The 14,479-nt window shown below is 65.4% G+C and carries 16 protein-coding genes; 10 read left to right on the top strand and 6 right to left on the bottom strand.

The genetic code is table 11. The annotated features are described in order from the left end of the window. Complete coding sequence (locus tag ACLFRM_RS02060) at positions 1–840, bottom strand: HD-GYP domain-containing protein (protein ID WP_410754000.1); 840 nt, start codon at positions 838–840, stop codon at positions 1–3. 192 nt (positions 841–1,032) lie between these two features. Continuing rightward, a complete protein-coding gene (locus tag ACLFRM_RS02065) occupies positions 1,033–1,593 on the bottom strand; it encodes an SgcJ/EcaC family oxidoreductase (RefSeq protein ID WP_410754002.1) in 561 nt (186 codons plus the stop codon). A 382-nt stretch (positions 1,594–1,975) separates the two neighbouring features. Here ACLFRM_RS02065 and ACLFRM_RS02070 point away from each other — a divergent pair, with 382 nt between their 5' ends. Next, positions 1,976–2,200, top strand: coding sequence for a hypothetical protein (locus ACLFRM_RS02070; RefSeq protein WP_396581803.1), 225 nt, complete (start codon positions 1,976–1,978; stop codon positions 2,198–2,200). A 104-nt stretch (positions 2,201–2,304) separates the two neighbouring features. Here the strand turns inward: ACLFRM_RS02070 and ACLFRM_RS02075 are convergent, their stop codons facing one another. Beyond that, on the bottom strand, positions 2,305–2,856 hold the full coding sequence (locus ACLFRM_RS02075; RefSeq protein ID WP_410754004.1) for an NUDIX hydrolase: 552 nt from the start codon (positions 2,854–2,856) through the stop codon (positions 2,305–2,307). 4 nt (positions 2,857–2,860) lie between these two features. Continuing rightward, positions 2,861–3,475 carry a BMC domain-containing protein gene (locus tag ACLFRM_RS02080; protein ID WP_410754006.1) on the bottom strand — a complete coding sequence of 205 codons (615 nt, stop codon included), beginning with the start codon at positions 3,473–3,475 and terminating at the stop codon, positions 2,861–2,863. Positions 3,476–3,888: 413 nt separating this feature from the next. Here ACLFRM_RS02080 and ACLFRM_RS02085 point away from each other — a divergent pair, with 413 nt between their 5' ends. The 6 genes from ACLFRM_RS02085 to ACLFRM_RS02110 all read left to right on the top strand — a co-directional run bounded on the left by ACLFRM_RS02085 (position 3,889) and on the right by ACLFRM_RS02110 (position 9,050). Continuing rightward, positions 3,889–4,527: a GDSL-type esterase/lipase family protein gene (locus ACLFRM_RS02085; RefSeq protein ID WP_410754008.1), complete on the top strand. Its 639-nt coding sequence runs from the start codon at positions 3,889–3,891 to the stop codon at positions 4,525–4,527. 126 nt (positions 4,528–4,653) lie between these two features. Then, positions 4,654–4,797, top strand: coding sequence for a DUF3096 domain-containing protein (locus ACLFRM_RS02090; RefSeq protein WP_410754010.1), 144 nt, complete (start codon positions 4,654–4,656; stop codon positions 4,795–4,797). Positions 4,798–4,959: 162 nt separating this feature from the next. Then, on the top strand, positions 4,960–5,481 hold the full coding sequence (locus ACLFRM_RS02095; RefSeq protein ID WP_410754012.1) for a cytochrome b: 522 nt from the start codon (positions 4,960–4,962) through the stop codon (positions 5,479–5,481). Positions 5,482–5,947: 466 nt separating this feature from the next. Further along, positions 5,948–6,598 carry a phosphoribosyltransferase gene (locus ACLFRM_RS02100; protein ID WP_410754013.1) on the top strand — a complete coding sequence of 217 codons (651 nt, stop codon included), beginning with the start codon at positions 5,948–5,950 and terminating at the stop codon, positions 6,596–6,598. Next, positions 6,588–7,235: a dienelactone hydrolase family protein gene (locus ACLFRM_RS02105; protein ID WP_410754015.1), complete on the top strand. Its 648-nt coding sequence runs from the start codon at positions 6,588–6,590 to the stop codon at positions 7,233–7,235. The genes ACLFRM_RS02100 and ACLFRM_RS02105 overlap by 11 nt, the downstream gene beginning before the upstream one ends. 18 nt (positions 7,236–7,253) lie before the next feature. Next, positions 7,254–9,050 (top strand): adenosylcobalamin-dependent ribonucleoside-diphosphate reductase, encoded by a 1,797-nt coding sequence (locus ACLFRM_RS02110; protein ID WP_410754017.1) that lies wholly within the window; start codon positions 7,254–7,256, stop codon positions 9,048–9,050. A gap of 206 nt (positions 9,051–9,256) precedes the next feature. Here ACLFRM_RS02110 and wrbA read toward each other — a convergent pair whose 3' ends face one another. Next, entirely contained in the window at positions 9,257–9,856 is a 600-nt protein-coding gene (wrbA, locus tag ACLFRM_RS02115; protein WP_410754018.1) for an NAD(P)H:quinone oxidoreductase, read from the bottom strand. A gap of 228 nt (positions 9,857–10,084) precedes the next feature. Here wrbA and ACLFRM_RS02120 point away from each other — a divergent pair, with 228 nt between their 5' ends. Next, positions 10,085–11,464 (top strand): diguanylate cyclase, encoded by a 1,380-nt coding sequence (locus ACLFRM_RS02120; protein WP_410754019.1) that lies wholly within the window; start codon positions 10,085–10,087, stop codon positions 11,462–11,464. A gap of 29 nt (positions 11,465–11,493) precedes the next feature. On the opposite strand, the gene ACLFRM_RS02125 is transcribed toward ACLFRM_RS02120, so the two are convergent. Then, positions 11,494–12,063 carry a phosphate-starvation-inducible PsiE family protein gene (locus ACLFRM_RS02125; protein ID WP_410754020.1) on the bottom strand — a complete coding sequence of 190 codons (570 nt, stop codon included), beginning with the start codon at positions 12,061–12,063 and terminating at the stop codon, positions 11,494–11,496. 177 nt (positions 12,064–12,240) lie between these two features. Between ACLFRM_RS02125 and ACLFRM_RS02130 the strand changes: the two genes are divergently transcribed. Both ACLFRM_RS02130 and ACLFRM_RS02135 read left to right on the top strand, forming a co-directional pair. Then, the gene (locus tag ACLFRM_RS02130; RefSeq protein ID WP_410754021.1) at positions 12,241–12,966 is read left to right on the top strand and encodes a DUF72 domain-containing protein; all 726 of its coding nucleotides are present in this window, start codon (positions 12,241–12,243) and stop codon (positions 12,964–12,966) included. Positions 12,967–13,126: 160 nt separating this feature from the next. Then, positions 13,127–14,464, top strand: a complete 1,338-nt coding sequence (locus ACLFRM_RS02135) for an acetyl-CoA carboxylase biotin carboxylase subunit family protein (protein ID WP_410754022.1) — start codon at positions 13,127–13,129, stop codon at positions 14,462–14,464. Positions 14,465–14,479: the final 15 nt, after the last annotated feature.

A 14,479-nucleotide genomic window follows, 5' to 3' on the forward strand; every position in this document is an offset into this window, starting at 1 on the left:
CTAGAAGAAATACCTGCGGATCTGGCGTTCGAGCAACTCGCGCGAGCGTCGACCATTGCCATTGAAGTGCACCTCGTACAGGCGCCGGGCAATGGGCTGGAAGGCCGCGACCACCCCGGGATCGAAGTGGCTGCCGGCATCGTCGCGAATGATGCCCCAGGCGGTCTCGAACGACATGGCATCCTTGTAGGGACGCGGCGAGCACAGCGTGTCGAAGACGTCGGCGACGGCGAAGATGCGGGCACTGAGGGGGATATCGTCGCCGGCGAGTCCACGCGGGTAGCCGCTGCCGTCCCATTTCTCGTGGTGGCAGGCGATCACCGCGCGGGCCTCTTCGAGCGACGGGATGCCGGCGACGATGTCTTCGCCCTGCGGGACGTGCGAGCGCATCAGGGCCATCTCGCGGTCATCGAGCCGGCCGGGCTTGAGCAGGATGCGATCCGGGACGCCGATCTTGCCGACGTCGTGGAGCAGTGCCCCGGAGGCGAGGGCGCGCATGGCGTGCCTGTCCAGGCCGTGGCGTTCGCCGATGGCCATGGCGATATGGGTGACGCGGTAGTTGTGGTCACCTGAATCGGAGTCGCGCTTGGCCACCGCCTTGCCCATGGCCTCGAGCAGGGCGATGTTTGATGAGAGCAGCTCGCGCGACGTGCGGCTTATTTCCCGGTTCAGGCGCAGCGCGATCGGGTAGCACATCGAACCGCAGGCGAGCGCGGCCAGCGCGGCGATCCACGGGGCGTGCTCCGGTGGGGCGAACCATGCGGCGCTGCCCGCGACAATGGCGAGAACCATGCTCGTCAGGGCAATCCGCATGGCGGTCTTGCGTTGGTCTGGATTCATGCCGTGTCCGTTGCGAGAAGGGGCTCGGGTCGAGGTGACGGGCCGATATCTTCGCATGGCCGTGCCGCGCAGTGGACCGGCCGGTTCATCGCGCGGACGGGCACCGCGTGACGTTCTGCACCGTCCGGACAGTGCCATGACGCAAAACGCCCGCCTTCGTGGCGGGCGTTCTTCGTTCGATCATGGACGGGATCAGTCGGTCGGCATCATCGAGGAGTGGTGATGCACGATCAGCCAGCGGCCGTCGCGATTTTCCCAGACGAAGGTGTAGCGGGCCGGCACGTCACGGATCTGGTCGCCGTCGGTGACGCGGAAGGTGTAGGTGCCGGCGTCGGTCAGCTTGTTGCAGCCGAGCTTGACGTTGCGGGTGTTGATGGTGCCCACGGGGTGCTTTTCCAGGAAGTGCTCGAAGTAATCCTGGATCTCGGCGTGATTGGTACGCGGCACGTTGGAGACGGTCGGCAGCAGCACGCCGTCCTCGGCGTACAGGGCGGTGACCTGGGCGGCGTCGCCGGTCTGCAGGGCATCGTTCCATTCGTTGAACAGGTCTTCGGCCAGCCGGCGGGTGGCCGGCGCGCAGATCACGCAGCTCTCGTTGGCGGGAACGTCGATCGCGTCGGACTGGCCGCCGGTGCCCGTGACCGAGCGGTACGCGTCGCGGTGGGACGAGCCGAGGCTCAGGCGCGAGTTCGGCGCATCGTCGGCGCTGAGAAAGCGGGTACCGCTGATGCGCGGGCGTTGGCTGCTGGTCACTGGTCGGTCTCCGTCTCGAATCGGTGGGCTCGGGCAAGGCGTCGCCCGTGGTGCTGAATGACCCGGAAAGGGCGTCATTGTAGGGATTTGCGGCCCCGCTGTCATGCCGATAATGGTGGCAACGCTCCTTTCGTGGCTCGGTCGCCCGGTTCGATCATTTCGAAACCATGGCGCGGTCTGCCGACCCGCATCTGGCCGTGGTTCGTCCGGGCGGATCGTCGTTGGAATCGGGTGCTGGGGCGCTTCGATATTTTTCCATGACATATCGATGACGACTGGCCTAAAGTGGTCCGGTGGGCGCTCCGGCTTTCCGGGGCTGTCACTCACGGCGGCCGGCTGCCTTCCTGCGGCACGGCCCGATCACGACAAAGGTGTGATGCTCATGGCAGAAAAGATGGACGCGGAACGCGGTTTCTACCGCAACGGCAACATCCTGGTCGAACAGGCCACCGACGGCATGTACCTGGTGCAACGACCCGCGCGCCGACCGCGCAAGGGGTCGACCAACGGCCGCATGACCGTGCCGGGTGACATGGAGACCCTCTACGAGACCACGGTGTTCGATGACGCGGTGGACCACGCCCGCTCCCTTGCCAAGGCAAGCTGATCCCGAGCAGGGGTCCGGGCCGTTCGCGCGGCCCTGAACTGACGAAGCCCGAATCCAGAGGATTCGGGCTTTTTCGCGCCGACCGGTGTGGTTCTCCCTTCGGTTCAGCGCATCTTGCGGGTCTTGTCGACCATGCGCAGCGTCGAGCGGCTGTTGTTCAGCCGCGAGACCATCGAGACCGGCACCCAGCGCAGCTCGAAGGACTCCTCGTTGCCGGGTACCGGCACGTTGTCGTCGATCTCCACCAGGTAGCGCACGTCGATGTGGTGATGCGGCTGGGCATCCGGGTGCGGTTCCTGGGTGGAGTGGATGTCGACGTCGAAGATCTCGTCACTGACCAGCCGGACGTGTTCGGGCGAAACGCCGGTCTCCTCGACGCATTCCTTGAGGGCCACCGCGCGCATGTCCGTATCGCCGTCGGCGTGCCCGCCGGGCTGCAGCCAGCAATCGAGCTTCCGGTGGTGCATCAAGAGCACCGCGGTGCGCGACGGGTTGACCACCCAGGTGGAGGCCGAGACGTGGGCGGGCAGGTGGTGGCGGTAGAAGGTGTCGGGGTGTGTGGCGACGAACTGCCGTGCGCGCTGGACGAAGGCGGCCTCGTCGAGGTGGCGCGTCTCGTAGCGGGCGAGTTGCTCGAGCAGGTCGTTGCGATGCATAGGTCTAGGTGAACGCGGGGTTCTTCACGGCAGCAATGGCCGCGCGGGCGGCCTCGTCGACGTTGCCCTCGGTGCCGGCGATCGTCAGGCGGCCGTACTTGCCGACCGCGCGCACGTCGATCAGCGAGATGTTGGCCGCCTTCTCCGCCTGGTTGGCGGCGTAGACGACGTAACCGGCCGGCTCGACCTCGAGGATGAACATGCTCTGGTCGGGGAGGATCATGTTGCCGCGGCGGTTCTGGCGATTGATCAGCACCGTGTGGTCTGGCGTCATGCCGCGGATGATCTCCTGCCAGGCGATCTCGCAGGGCTGGCGTTCGGTCTGTTCGCGACCGAGATATTCCAGGATGGTGTTGCCGGCCTGGACGACGTCGCTCTGTACGCGGTGATGGATGACCATCGAGCCGAACGCCCGCTCGACCACCTGCTGGGCCAGTCGCACGCTGGAGGCCTTGAGCGCGATGTCGGTCAGCCGGTGGACGGCCATGCCCGGCGAGACCTCGACCCACAGGCAGGCATCGCCCGGGATCGGCAGAAAACCCTGGGACGCCGTCGCCATGTACTCCGCCACCTGGGGCTGGAGCGAGTCGATAAAGACGTACGTCCGGAGTTCGATCATCGAGCGGGGACCTTGGCGCGAGCCATATCAAGTATCAGGAAAGGTCGAGTGGCGGCGAGTCTACCATCAGCAAGTATCCGGAGGAATTGCGATCCCTTATGGTTGCCATACGGTTGTACGCGGGAAGGGGCAGCGTGTGGTGCGCCATGCGTATGCTTGAGCGATACGTTCGAATATACAGGTGCATGAATACCGATCTGGAGCGAAGGGCCTCGACCCATGAGCAGTCCTCACGGCTGCCGCACGATGCTGGCCGATCTGAGCGAACGCACCGGCCCGGGTCTTTGGGCGATGGTCCGCACCGAGTGGGAGGGGCCGCGGGCCGCACCGCGCGCCGGCGGCGTCTGGGCGTACCGCACCGCGCCCATCGGCCGCCGGGTGCCGTATCGGGCCAGGCGGCCGGCAGGCGACTGATGGCGGCCTCGGGACGATGTCTGCGCCGGGTGCGGGATTTCCTCTCCCTTGCCATCCTGGCGGCACTCGGGTTGGGCCTGGCGGGCTGCGGCGACCCGGCCCTCGAGTCGCTGGCACCTGACGCGACCATCCTGGCCTTTGGTGACAGCCTCACCGAGGGGGTCGGCGCGCCCGCCGGGGCGGCCTATCCGGCGCAACTGGCCCAGTTGACGGGGCGGAAGGTGGTCAATGCCGGGGTGGCCGGCGAGAGCACCGCCGAGGGCCTCGAGCGGCTGCCCGAGGCCCTCGAGGCGCATGCGCCGGACCTGATCATCCTCCTGATGGGGGGCAACGACGTGTTGCGCAACCAGGACCTGGCCGAGGCCAAGCGTAATCTGGATCAAATGATCGAGCAGGCGCAGACCAACGACGTGGCGGTCGTGCTCGTCGGCGTGCCGGAAAAATCGCTGTTCTCGCAATCCGCGCCCCTCTACGAGGAGCTGGCCGAGGAACACGGCGTGCTTCTGGTCGACGATCTCGTCGCCGGGCTGTTGCGCCGGCCGGGATACAAGTCCGATGCGGTCCACCTGAACGCCGAGGGCTACCGGGTGATGGCCGAGCGACTCGCCGAGGTCCTGCGCGAGGAGGGCGCCCTGTGATGGGCAAGTGACCGAAGGCAGCGAGTTCGAGCTTTTCCTGCTGGTGCGGTGGACAAGCGCGTTCGGGGGCGGCAGGATCAATCTTAAGCCAACCGCGCCATCCGGGCGTTGCCACAAGGAGCCTACATGACCTTCCACATCGAAATCGTCCCGCTTCTCTCCCTGGTCGCGGGCATCGCGATCCTGATCGTGCCCAAGCTGCTCAACTACATCGTGGCCATATACCTGATCGTCCTGGGCATCCTGGGCCTGCTCGGCCACGGTTTCTAGGCACGCTGGGACGCTTTTCCCGGTGGCGTGGTCGGGCTGATGCCTCGGGGAACGGCAGGATCGACAACGGACGCCTGATCGATCGCCAGCAGTCGAGACAATTCGAGCTCGATTGATTGGCATGCTAACCAGAACCAGACAGACTCGTCAGGGAAGATTGTCATGCTCAACGATTCACCGGAACGCTACGGTAGCGTCAGCAAGGCCTTTCACTGGGTGATAGCGGTCCTGACCGGCTGGCAGTTGCTCAAGTTCTTCGACCGCATCGACGACGGCGAGCACTGGGTCGGCGAGACCCTCGTCTCCTGGCACGTATCGATCGGGACCCTGCTGCTGGTCCTGATCGTGCTGAGCCTGCTTTGGGCGATCGGGCAGCGCCGGCATCGCCCGGCGCAGGATCCGAGGACGGTCAAGCTGGTCAAGGCCGGTCATGGCCTGCTCTATCTGGGCATGCTGCTCATGCCGATTACCGGCATCTTCGTGATGCTGGGTGGCGGGCATGGGCTGACGGCGTTCGGTTTCGAACTGCTCGCCGAGGGGGACGAGGTCGCCTGGGCCAAGGCCGTCGGCAGCCTGCATTCGCCGTTGGCCTGGATACTGACCGCATTGATCGCCGGGCACATCGCAATCGCGTTCTATCATCATTTCATCCGGCGGGACGACGTGCTCAAACGAATGCTGTAACCATCGCCTTGTCGATCAGAACAGCGGGAGGCCGCCCGGTGACGAAGGGCGGCCTCTTTGTTTCTCTGGAATCGGAAAGCGCAACCCGTCCCGGTCGAGGAGCTCGCGCAGGCGCCGCCGGATCGGGATCCACTCCTCGGGCAGTCCCGTTTTCATTCGCCGACCGGGGCGCGATTTTCGCTTGATCGCCTCGCACGCTGTCGGACCGCCTCGTCCGAGCATCGACGTTCTGTCCCGTGGTTCCGGTCGCCATGCTCGCCGCTTTTACCGCGAAAGCCAGGTGCGGTCGGTTATCCTGCTTCGGCCCGCAACCGGCTGTCTGGAAGGCGATTGTTCCTGTTGCGTCACGGAAAATCGCAGACGAGTGACTATAGTTCCTGAAAGTGCGACGCAACGTTCCGGGATCGGCCGGATCGGTGTCCTTCGAACCTATCGTGTCAGGGTCGTGTCGCCCAGGGAGGGAGTCATGCGGTTTGTCGATCGAGGCGAGGCCGGGCGCTTGTTGGCCCGGGAACTGGAGCGATTCCGGGGGCGGCCCGGCGTGGTCTACGCGCTGCCTCGTGGCGGGGTGCCGCTCGGCGTGGAGGTGGCGCGTCACCTCGACATGCCGCTGGACGTGCTGATCCCGCGCAAGATCGGCCATCCGATGCAGCCGGAATACGCCATCTGCGCGGTGCCCGAACAGGGCGAGCGTGTCTGTAACCCCCGCGAGGAGGCCGCCGTCGATCCGGGCTGGCTAGCGGACGCGGAATCGCGCGAACGGATCGAGGCCTCCCGGCGACGGGCGTTGTACGGGCGTGCCGATGCCCCCTCCGTGGCCGGCAAGCTCGCCATCATCGTCGACGACGGCATCGCCACCGGCCTGACGATGCGCGCGGCGATTCGCGATGCCGATGCCCGCGATCCCGCCGAGGTGATCGTCGCCATCCCGGTGGTGCCGGCCTCGACCGCGGCGACACTGGAAAGGGAGGCCGACGAGCTGGTCGCCCTCGAGATCACCGATCAGTACCTTGGCGCCGTGGGTGCCTACTACGACCATTTTCCGCAGGTGGCCGATCAGGAGGTCATCCGCATGCTCGAGGAGGCCGCGGGCGGGGAGGCTGGCCATGGGCACTGACGCGGAACGGAACGTCGAGATGCGCCTGGGCGGCGCGATCCACGAGGGCATCCTCGGGCTGCCGGTCGAGCCGCGGGGGCTGGTCGTCTTCGCCCATGGCAGTGGCAGCAGTCGATTGAGTTCGCGCAACCGTTTCGTCGCGCGGCAACTACAGGAGGCGGGGCTGGCAACCCTGCTGTTCGACCTGCTGAGCGAGACGGAGGACGAGGTCTACGAGAATCGCTTCGACATCGAACGGTTGGCCGAGCGCCTGGTGCAGGCCTCCGACTGGGTGACCGGACAACCCGAGCTGGCCGATTTGCCGCAGGGTTATTTCGGGGCCAGTACCGGGGCCGCGGCGGCGTTGAGGGCGGCCGCCCAGCTGCCCGAGACGATTCGAGCGGTGGTCTCGCGGGGCGGGCGCCCGGATCTGGCCGGCGAGGCCTTGCCGCGGGTGTCGGCCCCCACGCTGCTGATCGTCGGCGGGGCGGACACGCAGGTGATCGAGCTCAATCGCTGGGCGAGGGAGCGCATGCAGGCGAGCACCGAGCTTGCCATCGTTCCCGGCGCCACCCACCTGTTCGAAGAGCCGGGCACCTTGTTCCAGGCCGCCCGGCTGGCAGCCGAGTGGTTTAGCCGCTGGCTGGTCAGGACCTGAGTGCGCTCGAGGCATCGCATGGCATCCGACTTCCTCGATACACCCATTGCCCGGGACGTCTGGGCCCGACGGTACCGCTATGGCGAGGAGCCGGGCATCGAGGCGACCTGGTGGCGGGTCGCCCGCGCGCTGGCGACGGTCGAGGCCGAGCCCGCCGTCTGGGAACGACGCTTTGTCGAGCTGCTGACCGGCTTCTCCTTTCTGCCGGGTGGGCGCATCCTCGCCGGGGCCGGCACCGACCGTCAGGTGACCTTGTTCAACTGCTTTGTCATGGGCACGATCGAGGATTCCCTGGACGGGATCTTCGAGGCGCTCAAGGAAGGCGCGATCACCATGCAGCAAGGTGGGGGCGTGGGCTACGACTTCTCCACCCTGCGCCCGGCCGGCACGGCGGCCCGTCATGCCGGCACGATCGCCTCGGGGCCGGTGTCGTTCATGCGCATCTGGGACAGCATGTGCGCGACGATCCTGTCCACCGGGGCCCGTCGTGGGGCGATGATGGCGACCCTGCGTGTCGACCACCCCGACATCGAGGCCTTCGTCGACGCCAAGCATCGCTCCGGCGAGCTCACGCATTTCAACTGCTCGGTACTGGTGTCCGATGCCTTCATGGCCGCCGTCCACGCCGACGCCGACTGGGCGCTGGTCTTCCCCGAGTTGGCCATGAGCGGCCCAGCGGGGGAGACGGTGCGCCGGGAATGGCCCGGTTTCGAGGAGCCCGTGATCTGCCGGGTGGTCCGACGGGTCCGCGCCCGCGAGCTCTGGGAACACATCATGCGGGCCACCTACGACCACGCCGAGCCGGGCGTGCTGTTCGTCGATCGCATCAACCAGTGGAACAACCTCGCCGACCGCGAGCGCATCACCGCCACCAATCCCTGCGGGGAAATCCCGCTGCCGCCCTTTGGTGCCTGTGACCTCGGTTCGATCAACCTGACGCGTTTCGTGAGCAATCCCTTCACGTCGCGGGCGACGGTGGACCATGACGGTCTGGAAGCGACCGTCCGGCTGGCGGTGCGCTTTCTCGACAACGTGATCGACGCCTCGTCGTTCCCGCTGTCCGCCCAGGCCGAGCAGGCACGGGGCAGTCGGCGGATCGGCCTGGGCATCACCGGGCTGGCCGACACCCTGGTGATGCTGGGTCTGCACTACGACAGCCCCGAGGCACGCGAGCAGGCCGGGGAGATGATGCAGGCGATCACGCATGCCGCCTACCGCGCCTCGATCGATCTGGCACGCGAGAAGCGACCGTTTCCGTTCTTCGAGGCCGCCCGCTTTCTTGACCGACCGTTCGTGCGGGCCCTGCCCGGCGACATCCGTGCCGGGATCGCGCGCGACGGTATCCGCAACAGTCACCTGACGGCGATCGCCCCGACGGGCACCATCAGCCTGCTGGCCGGCAACGTCTCTTCCGGCATCGAGCCGATCTTCCGTCGCGAGTTGTACCGCAGCGTGGTCACCGGTCAGGGGCATTCCGAATCGTTTCGCCTCGAGGATCACGCCTGGCGCCGGTGGCGCGAGCTCCACCGCCACGGACCGCCACCGGATGCCTTCGTCGAGGCCGAGGCTCTGCCGCCCGAGGCGCATCTGGCGATGCAGGCCGCCCTGCAACCGTTTGTGGACAGCGCGATCTCCAAGACCATCAACGTGCCCGAATCGATGCCGTTCACCGACTTCGCGGCCATCTACCAGCGCGCCTTCGAACTCGGGCTGAAGGGCTGCACCACCTACCGACCCAATCCCGTCACCGGAGCCGTGTTGAAGGAAGTGGACACGGCCACGCCCTGTTGCGGGGTCGAGCGCGAGTCGGATTGAACAGTCGCGCACTTCTCCCAGCGGCAGGTGAGCTGGGAGGTGTTGTCGATGATCCGTCATCAAAAAGAAAGGTGCACCCGCAACGGATGCACCTGTCATCGGGCTCGTACTGCGATAGCGTCGCCCGGATGTCGTCGGAAAGCGGTAAGACTCTGAAGCTTTCACCTCAGGCCGTTTGTCCGCATATCGGACGGAACGGTGACGAATCAGCCAGAAAGTTTCGCCGTGATCTCCGCGACATGCCGGCCCTGATAACGGGCGATGGCGAGCTCCTTCTCGCTGGGCTGGCGACTGTTGTCCGCACCAGCGAGACAGCCCGCACCATAGGGGCCGCCGCCACGCGGCTCGGAGATGTCGAACAGCTCGGGAGTGCCGTAAGGCGTGCCGACGATCACCATTCCCAGGTGGGCGAGGGTGTTCCAGGTGGAGGTGATCGTGGTCTCGTTGCCCGCGCCGGTGCCAGTGGAGGTGAACACGCTGCCGACCTTGCCGATCAGCTTGCCCTCCATCCAGAGGCTGCCCGTCTGGTCGAGGAAGTTGCGCATCTGGGCGGCCATGTTGCCGAAGCGGGTGGGCGTGCCGATGATCACCGCGTCGTAGTCGCCCAGTTCCTTGGGGTCGGCCAATGGTGCGAACTGGTCCAGCTTGGCGCCGGCCTTCTTCGCCGTCTCCTCGTCCATCAGTTCCGGCACGCGCTTGATGGTGACGTCGGTGCCGTCGACCTCGCAGGCACCGTTGGCGACGGCCTGCGCCATTGTCTCGATGTGTCCGTACATGGAGTAATAGAGAACGAGAACCTTGCTCATGCGAATACCTCGATTGCGGGTGTGGAGCCGGTCGACCTCGGCTTCCCGTCGACCGGCGGTTGGTGCGGCATGCCGGGAAGCGTAGACCACTCGGTCGATCGTTGGGCCCGAAGAGGGCGTGCCTCACCGCCTCGGAGCGACTTGTTCCCGCGCGAAACAAGGGGTTATTTATCCATCACGGCATGCTAATGTCCGCCGTCAAAGGAACGACAAAAACAGGGAACAGGGATGAGTTTCTATCGATCCAAGCATGTCTTTCGCGCGCTGGCCTGGGGCATGGTGGCCTTTGGGGTTCTAACCGGCGCAATTTTCCCGTTGGTGGCCGTCGAGCTGGGAGTGTCGGCCGAATTGGCCCTGTCGCCGACCTTTGTCGGGACGACGTTGGCCGCGGGCCTGATCGTGGGCGGGCTCAACTTCGCGCTCGCCAGCCGCATCGTCCGACCCCGGTTGCGCCGCCTGACCGGCCGCATGCGCCAGGTGCGATCGGCGATGGATCAGGCTACCTACTCGGGTGACTGGTCGGAATGCGACCCGTCCGTCTGCCAACTCCAGGAGCAGGCCGAGGACGAGCTCGGCGACGTGGCCGATAGCTACAACGCCCTCCTGCAGGCACTCCACGCGGCCCACCGCGTCGAGGAGCGCATCCAGAACTTCAATAACACGCTCTCGAGTCAGCTCGACCTGCACGATCTCAGCGAGCAGGCCTTGTCGCTGCTGATCGAGCATTCCGAGGCCGACGGTGGTGCCATCATCCTGGAGAAGCAGGGCGAGTGGACCATCCCGGCCTCCTCGGGACTGATCGATGCCGAGGCGATCCTCAAGAGCCCGGCGTTGCAGGCCGCCCACGAGCAGGCCGAGGTGCGCCGCTACGATCTGCCGGACGAGGTGAAGGTCGATGCGGTGCTCTCGCACTTTACGCCCAGCGACGTGCTGCTGTTGCCGATCAAGCACCACGGCCTGTTGCTCGGCTGGGTGGTGCTGGCCGCCGCTTCGCCGTTCAGCGACAAGACCACGCGCCTGCTGCCGCTGATGATCCAGGGGCTGGGGCTTGCCCTGAACAACGCCCTGTTGCACGACGATCTCCAGCGGGTCGCGGCACTGGACCCGCTTACCGGTCTTTACAACCGTCGCTTCGGCATGAAGCGGCTCGAGGAAGAGCTTGCCCGCATTCAGCGCAACATGACGCCGCTGTCGCTGATCATCGTCGACCTGGATCACTTCAAGCGGCTCAACGATACCTACGGTCACCTGGCCGGCGACAAGGTGCTTGTTCGCGCGGCGGCCGTCATTCGCGACATGCTGCGCAAGGGTGATGTGGTCATGCGATACGGTGGCGAGGAATTCATCGCCATCCTGCCAGGCTCGGACATCGAGGATGGCCAGGAGGTCGCCGAGCGTATCCGCTTCGCGCTGGCGCAGAGCCGGGTCGAGATCGCGGGGCACACCGTCTCGGTCACGGCCAGCCTCGGGGTCGCCTGCACCGCCGACGATCGGCTGACCAGTGCCGAGCCGTTGATGAAACTGGCGGATTCACGCCTGTATGCCGCCAAGTCGGCCGGTCGTGACCGGGTGATCGCTCAAGGGGCCGGAGAGGCGCTCGCCAGCTAGCCCCCGTTCTTGGTTACGGCTTTCTTCCCTCATGGCGACGCCTCTTCCCCGCCTCGAGGGTGAGATGTCTTGCCCTGGTGGGGCCCTTCGGTCGATGCGGTTACCGGCGGCGTGCCTTCCTTGTCGATCCGGATCACATCGCGTTGCTCGATCAGCCAGTAGACCGCTCCCAGCGCCAGCACCCCGAACGACAGTGCCAGCAGCATCATCGGCGTGGTGCTCGAGGTGTCGAGAATAATGAACTTGCGGGCAAGTGCGAGCAGGCCGATCAACACGACGATCTTGGTCTGGATAATATGTTCGCGCCGCTCGATTACCTTGATGATGGAATGCTGGAATTCCATCGCGATCAGCAAGGTCAGGATGGCGCCGAACAGCTTCTGGAACACGCTGTGGTCGAGCACGTTCTGATGCTGCAGCACCAGCGTCTCGATCACCAGCCGCAGCAACTCCCCGAGCGCCAGCAGGATAACCACTGCCACGATTACCCCGAGTATGGCGGCAATGATCTGCTCGAACCGCTCCGATAGCGTCATGACCTTCCAGTAGCGTCTCAGGTCCGAGATGTGCCGTGTGTGGCGCTGATGAATGCGTGTCATGCCACCTCCCTCGTGCGATCACTGACTCGAGATCGGGCGCCTGGCCGCAATGGAAGCGACCCGCCTGAATCGATCACTGGGGATCTGGGGATGAGCATTCAAGGTAGGTGCCAAGGCGGGCGTCTAGGCTTGATGGCGTAACGCGTTGGTCAGCGCGTCGTCGACGGGAGTCAAGGCATGACGTGGCACATCGGTACCTCAGGGTGGAACTACCGACACTGGCGGGAGCGCTTCTACCCGTCCGGGCTTCCCGCGGCCGAGTGGTTGTCGTTCTACGCGCGACGGTTCTCTACCGTGGAGATCAACGCGACCTTCTACCGTCTGCCCCGTATCGAGACGGTCGAATCATGGCGCGACTCGGTGCCGCCAGGATTTCGCTTTGCGGTCAAGGCGAGCCGCTACATCACCCACCTGAAAAAGCTCAAGGACCCGGCATCGAGCACCGTCAGGTTCTTCGAGCGCATCGACCGCCTCGGTGACCGACTCGGGCCCATCCTGTTCCAGTTGCCGCCACGGTGGCGGGTAAACGTCGATCGGCTGGGCACCTTTCTGGAGTCATTGCCCAGAGGCTATCGCTATGCCTTCGAGTTTCGCGATCCGAGTTGGTGGACGCCGGCCATCCACGACCTGCTGGCGGCCCATGGGGCGGCCTGCTGCGAATTCGATCTCGATGGGCAGACCGGGCCCCGGTGGACCACTGCGGATTTCGTCTACCTGCGCCTGCACGGCCCGGACGGCCCCTACCAGGGCAGCTACGACGACGATTCCTTGCAGGAATGGGCGCGGATGATCCGGTCCCGGGAGAGCGAAGGCCGGGACGTGCATTGCTACTTCGACAACGACGCCGAGGCCCAGGCCCCCGGGGATGCGCAGCGGTTGGTCGAGTGCCTGGCGGGGCGATGAGGATTCCGGGGAGGGAGTTCATGCCCCCGTCGTCGAACGACGCTGGCCGTGTCGGGTTTGAACCCTCGCCATCCCGGATCTAAGCTCGATCGAGAGCTACCTGAAGCGAGGGTTCGGCTATGCAGGTCTTTTCCGGGTGGGGCATGGCGGGGTCGTTTTCATGAAAGGGAATACCGCGCGCCGTCGTAATGTCTTTGTCATCGGCCTGGACGACGAGCACCGTCGTGACCTGGAGACCATTCCGGACCGGGATCGATTTCGCTTCCACGGGCTGCTCGAACGCGAGGAAGTCCGGGTCGAGCGTGACGTCGACCGCATGATCGAGAAGGCAGAGGCGGCCCTGCGAGCATTCGATGGTCCCGTCGATGCGATCATCGGTCATTGGGACTTTCCGGTCACGGCGGTCGCCTCGATCCTGTGCAAGACCTTCGAGCTGCCGTCGCCCTCATTGGAGGCCGTGCTTCGCTGCGCACACAAGTACTGGGGGCGCCTGGAACAGCAGCGCAGCCTGCCCGAGCATACCCCACCATTCTGCGCGGTGGATCCCTTCTCCGACGATCCGTTCTCCGATGTCGACATCGATTTTCCCTTCTGGCTCAAGCCCGTCTGCGGCTATTCCTCGACTCTCGGCTTTCGCATCAACAATGAACAGGATTTCGACCGGGCGATCGAGATCGCGCGCCGGGAGATCCGCCGCTTCGGCGAGCCGTTCAACCGCGTGCTCGATCGCGTCGACACGTCGGGGCTGGGTGGTGTCGGGGGCAATCACATGCTCGCCGAGGCGATGCTGCAAGGCGTGGAACTGGCGCCGGAGGGATCCATACGCAACGGCAATTTCTCCATCCATGGCGTGATCGACATGGTTCGCGCCCCGAATCACAAGAGCTTCAAGGACTATCGCTACCCGTCCATCCATCCGCTCCGGGTGCAGGAACGGGCGGGAGAAGCCGTCGAACGATTCGTCCGAGCCATCGGCTACGACAACGGCTGCTTCAACGTGGAGTTCTTCTGGAACCAGGACACCGACGAGCTTCACCTGATCGAGTTCAACCCGCGTATCTCCCAGTCCCACAGCGGCATGATGGCGATGGTCGACGGGATGTCGAATCACGAGGTGGCCATTCACGTGGCTCTCGGCGACAAGCCGGCATTCGAGCACGGCGGCGGGCCCTACGACATGGCCGCCAAGTTTCTCTATCGCCGCTTCGATCCCGGTGACGCCGTCTGCGTGTCCTCGCCGGGCAAGGCGGATCTCGAACGTCTGCGGAAATCTCAGCCAGACACGCGGGTCTCGATCAAGGTCGAAAAGGGCACTCGGCTCGACGAGACGGTCGACCAGGATGCCTACAGCTGGGTACTGGCCGAGCTCATCATCGGTGGCGACGACGTCTCCGACCTGAACGCCAAGTTCGAGGAGGCCAAACGGCTGCTGCCGTTTGGCTTCGAGCCGATCACGTCCGATCGATCTCATCCGGATGGCGAGGAAGAGAAGAAGTGACCACGCAGACCGCAT

Source organism: Guyparkeria sp., assembly GCF_046540515.1.
In the GTDB taxonomy this organism is placed as follows: domain Bacteria; phylum Pseudomonadota; class Gammaproteobacteria; order Halothiobacillales; family Halothiobacillaceae; genus Guyparkeria.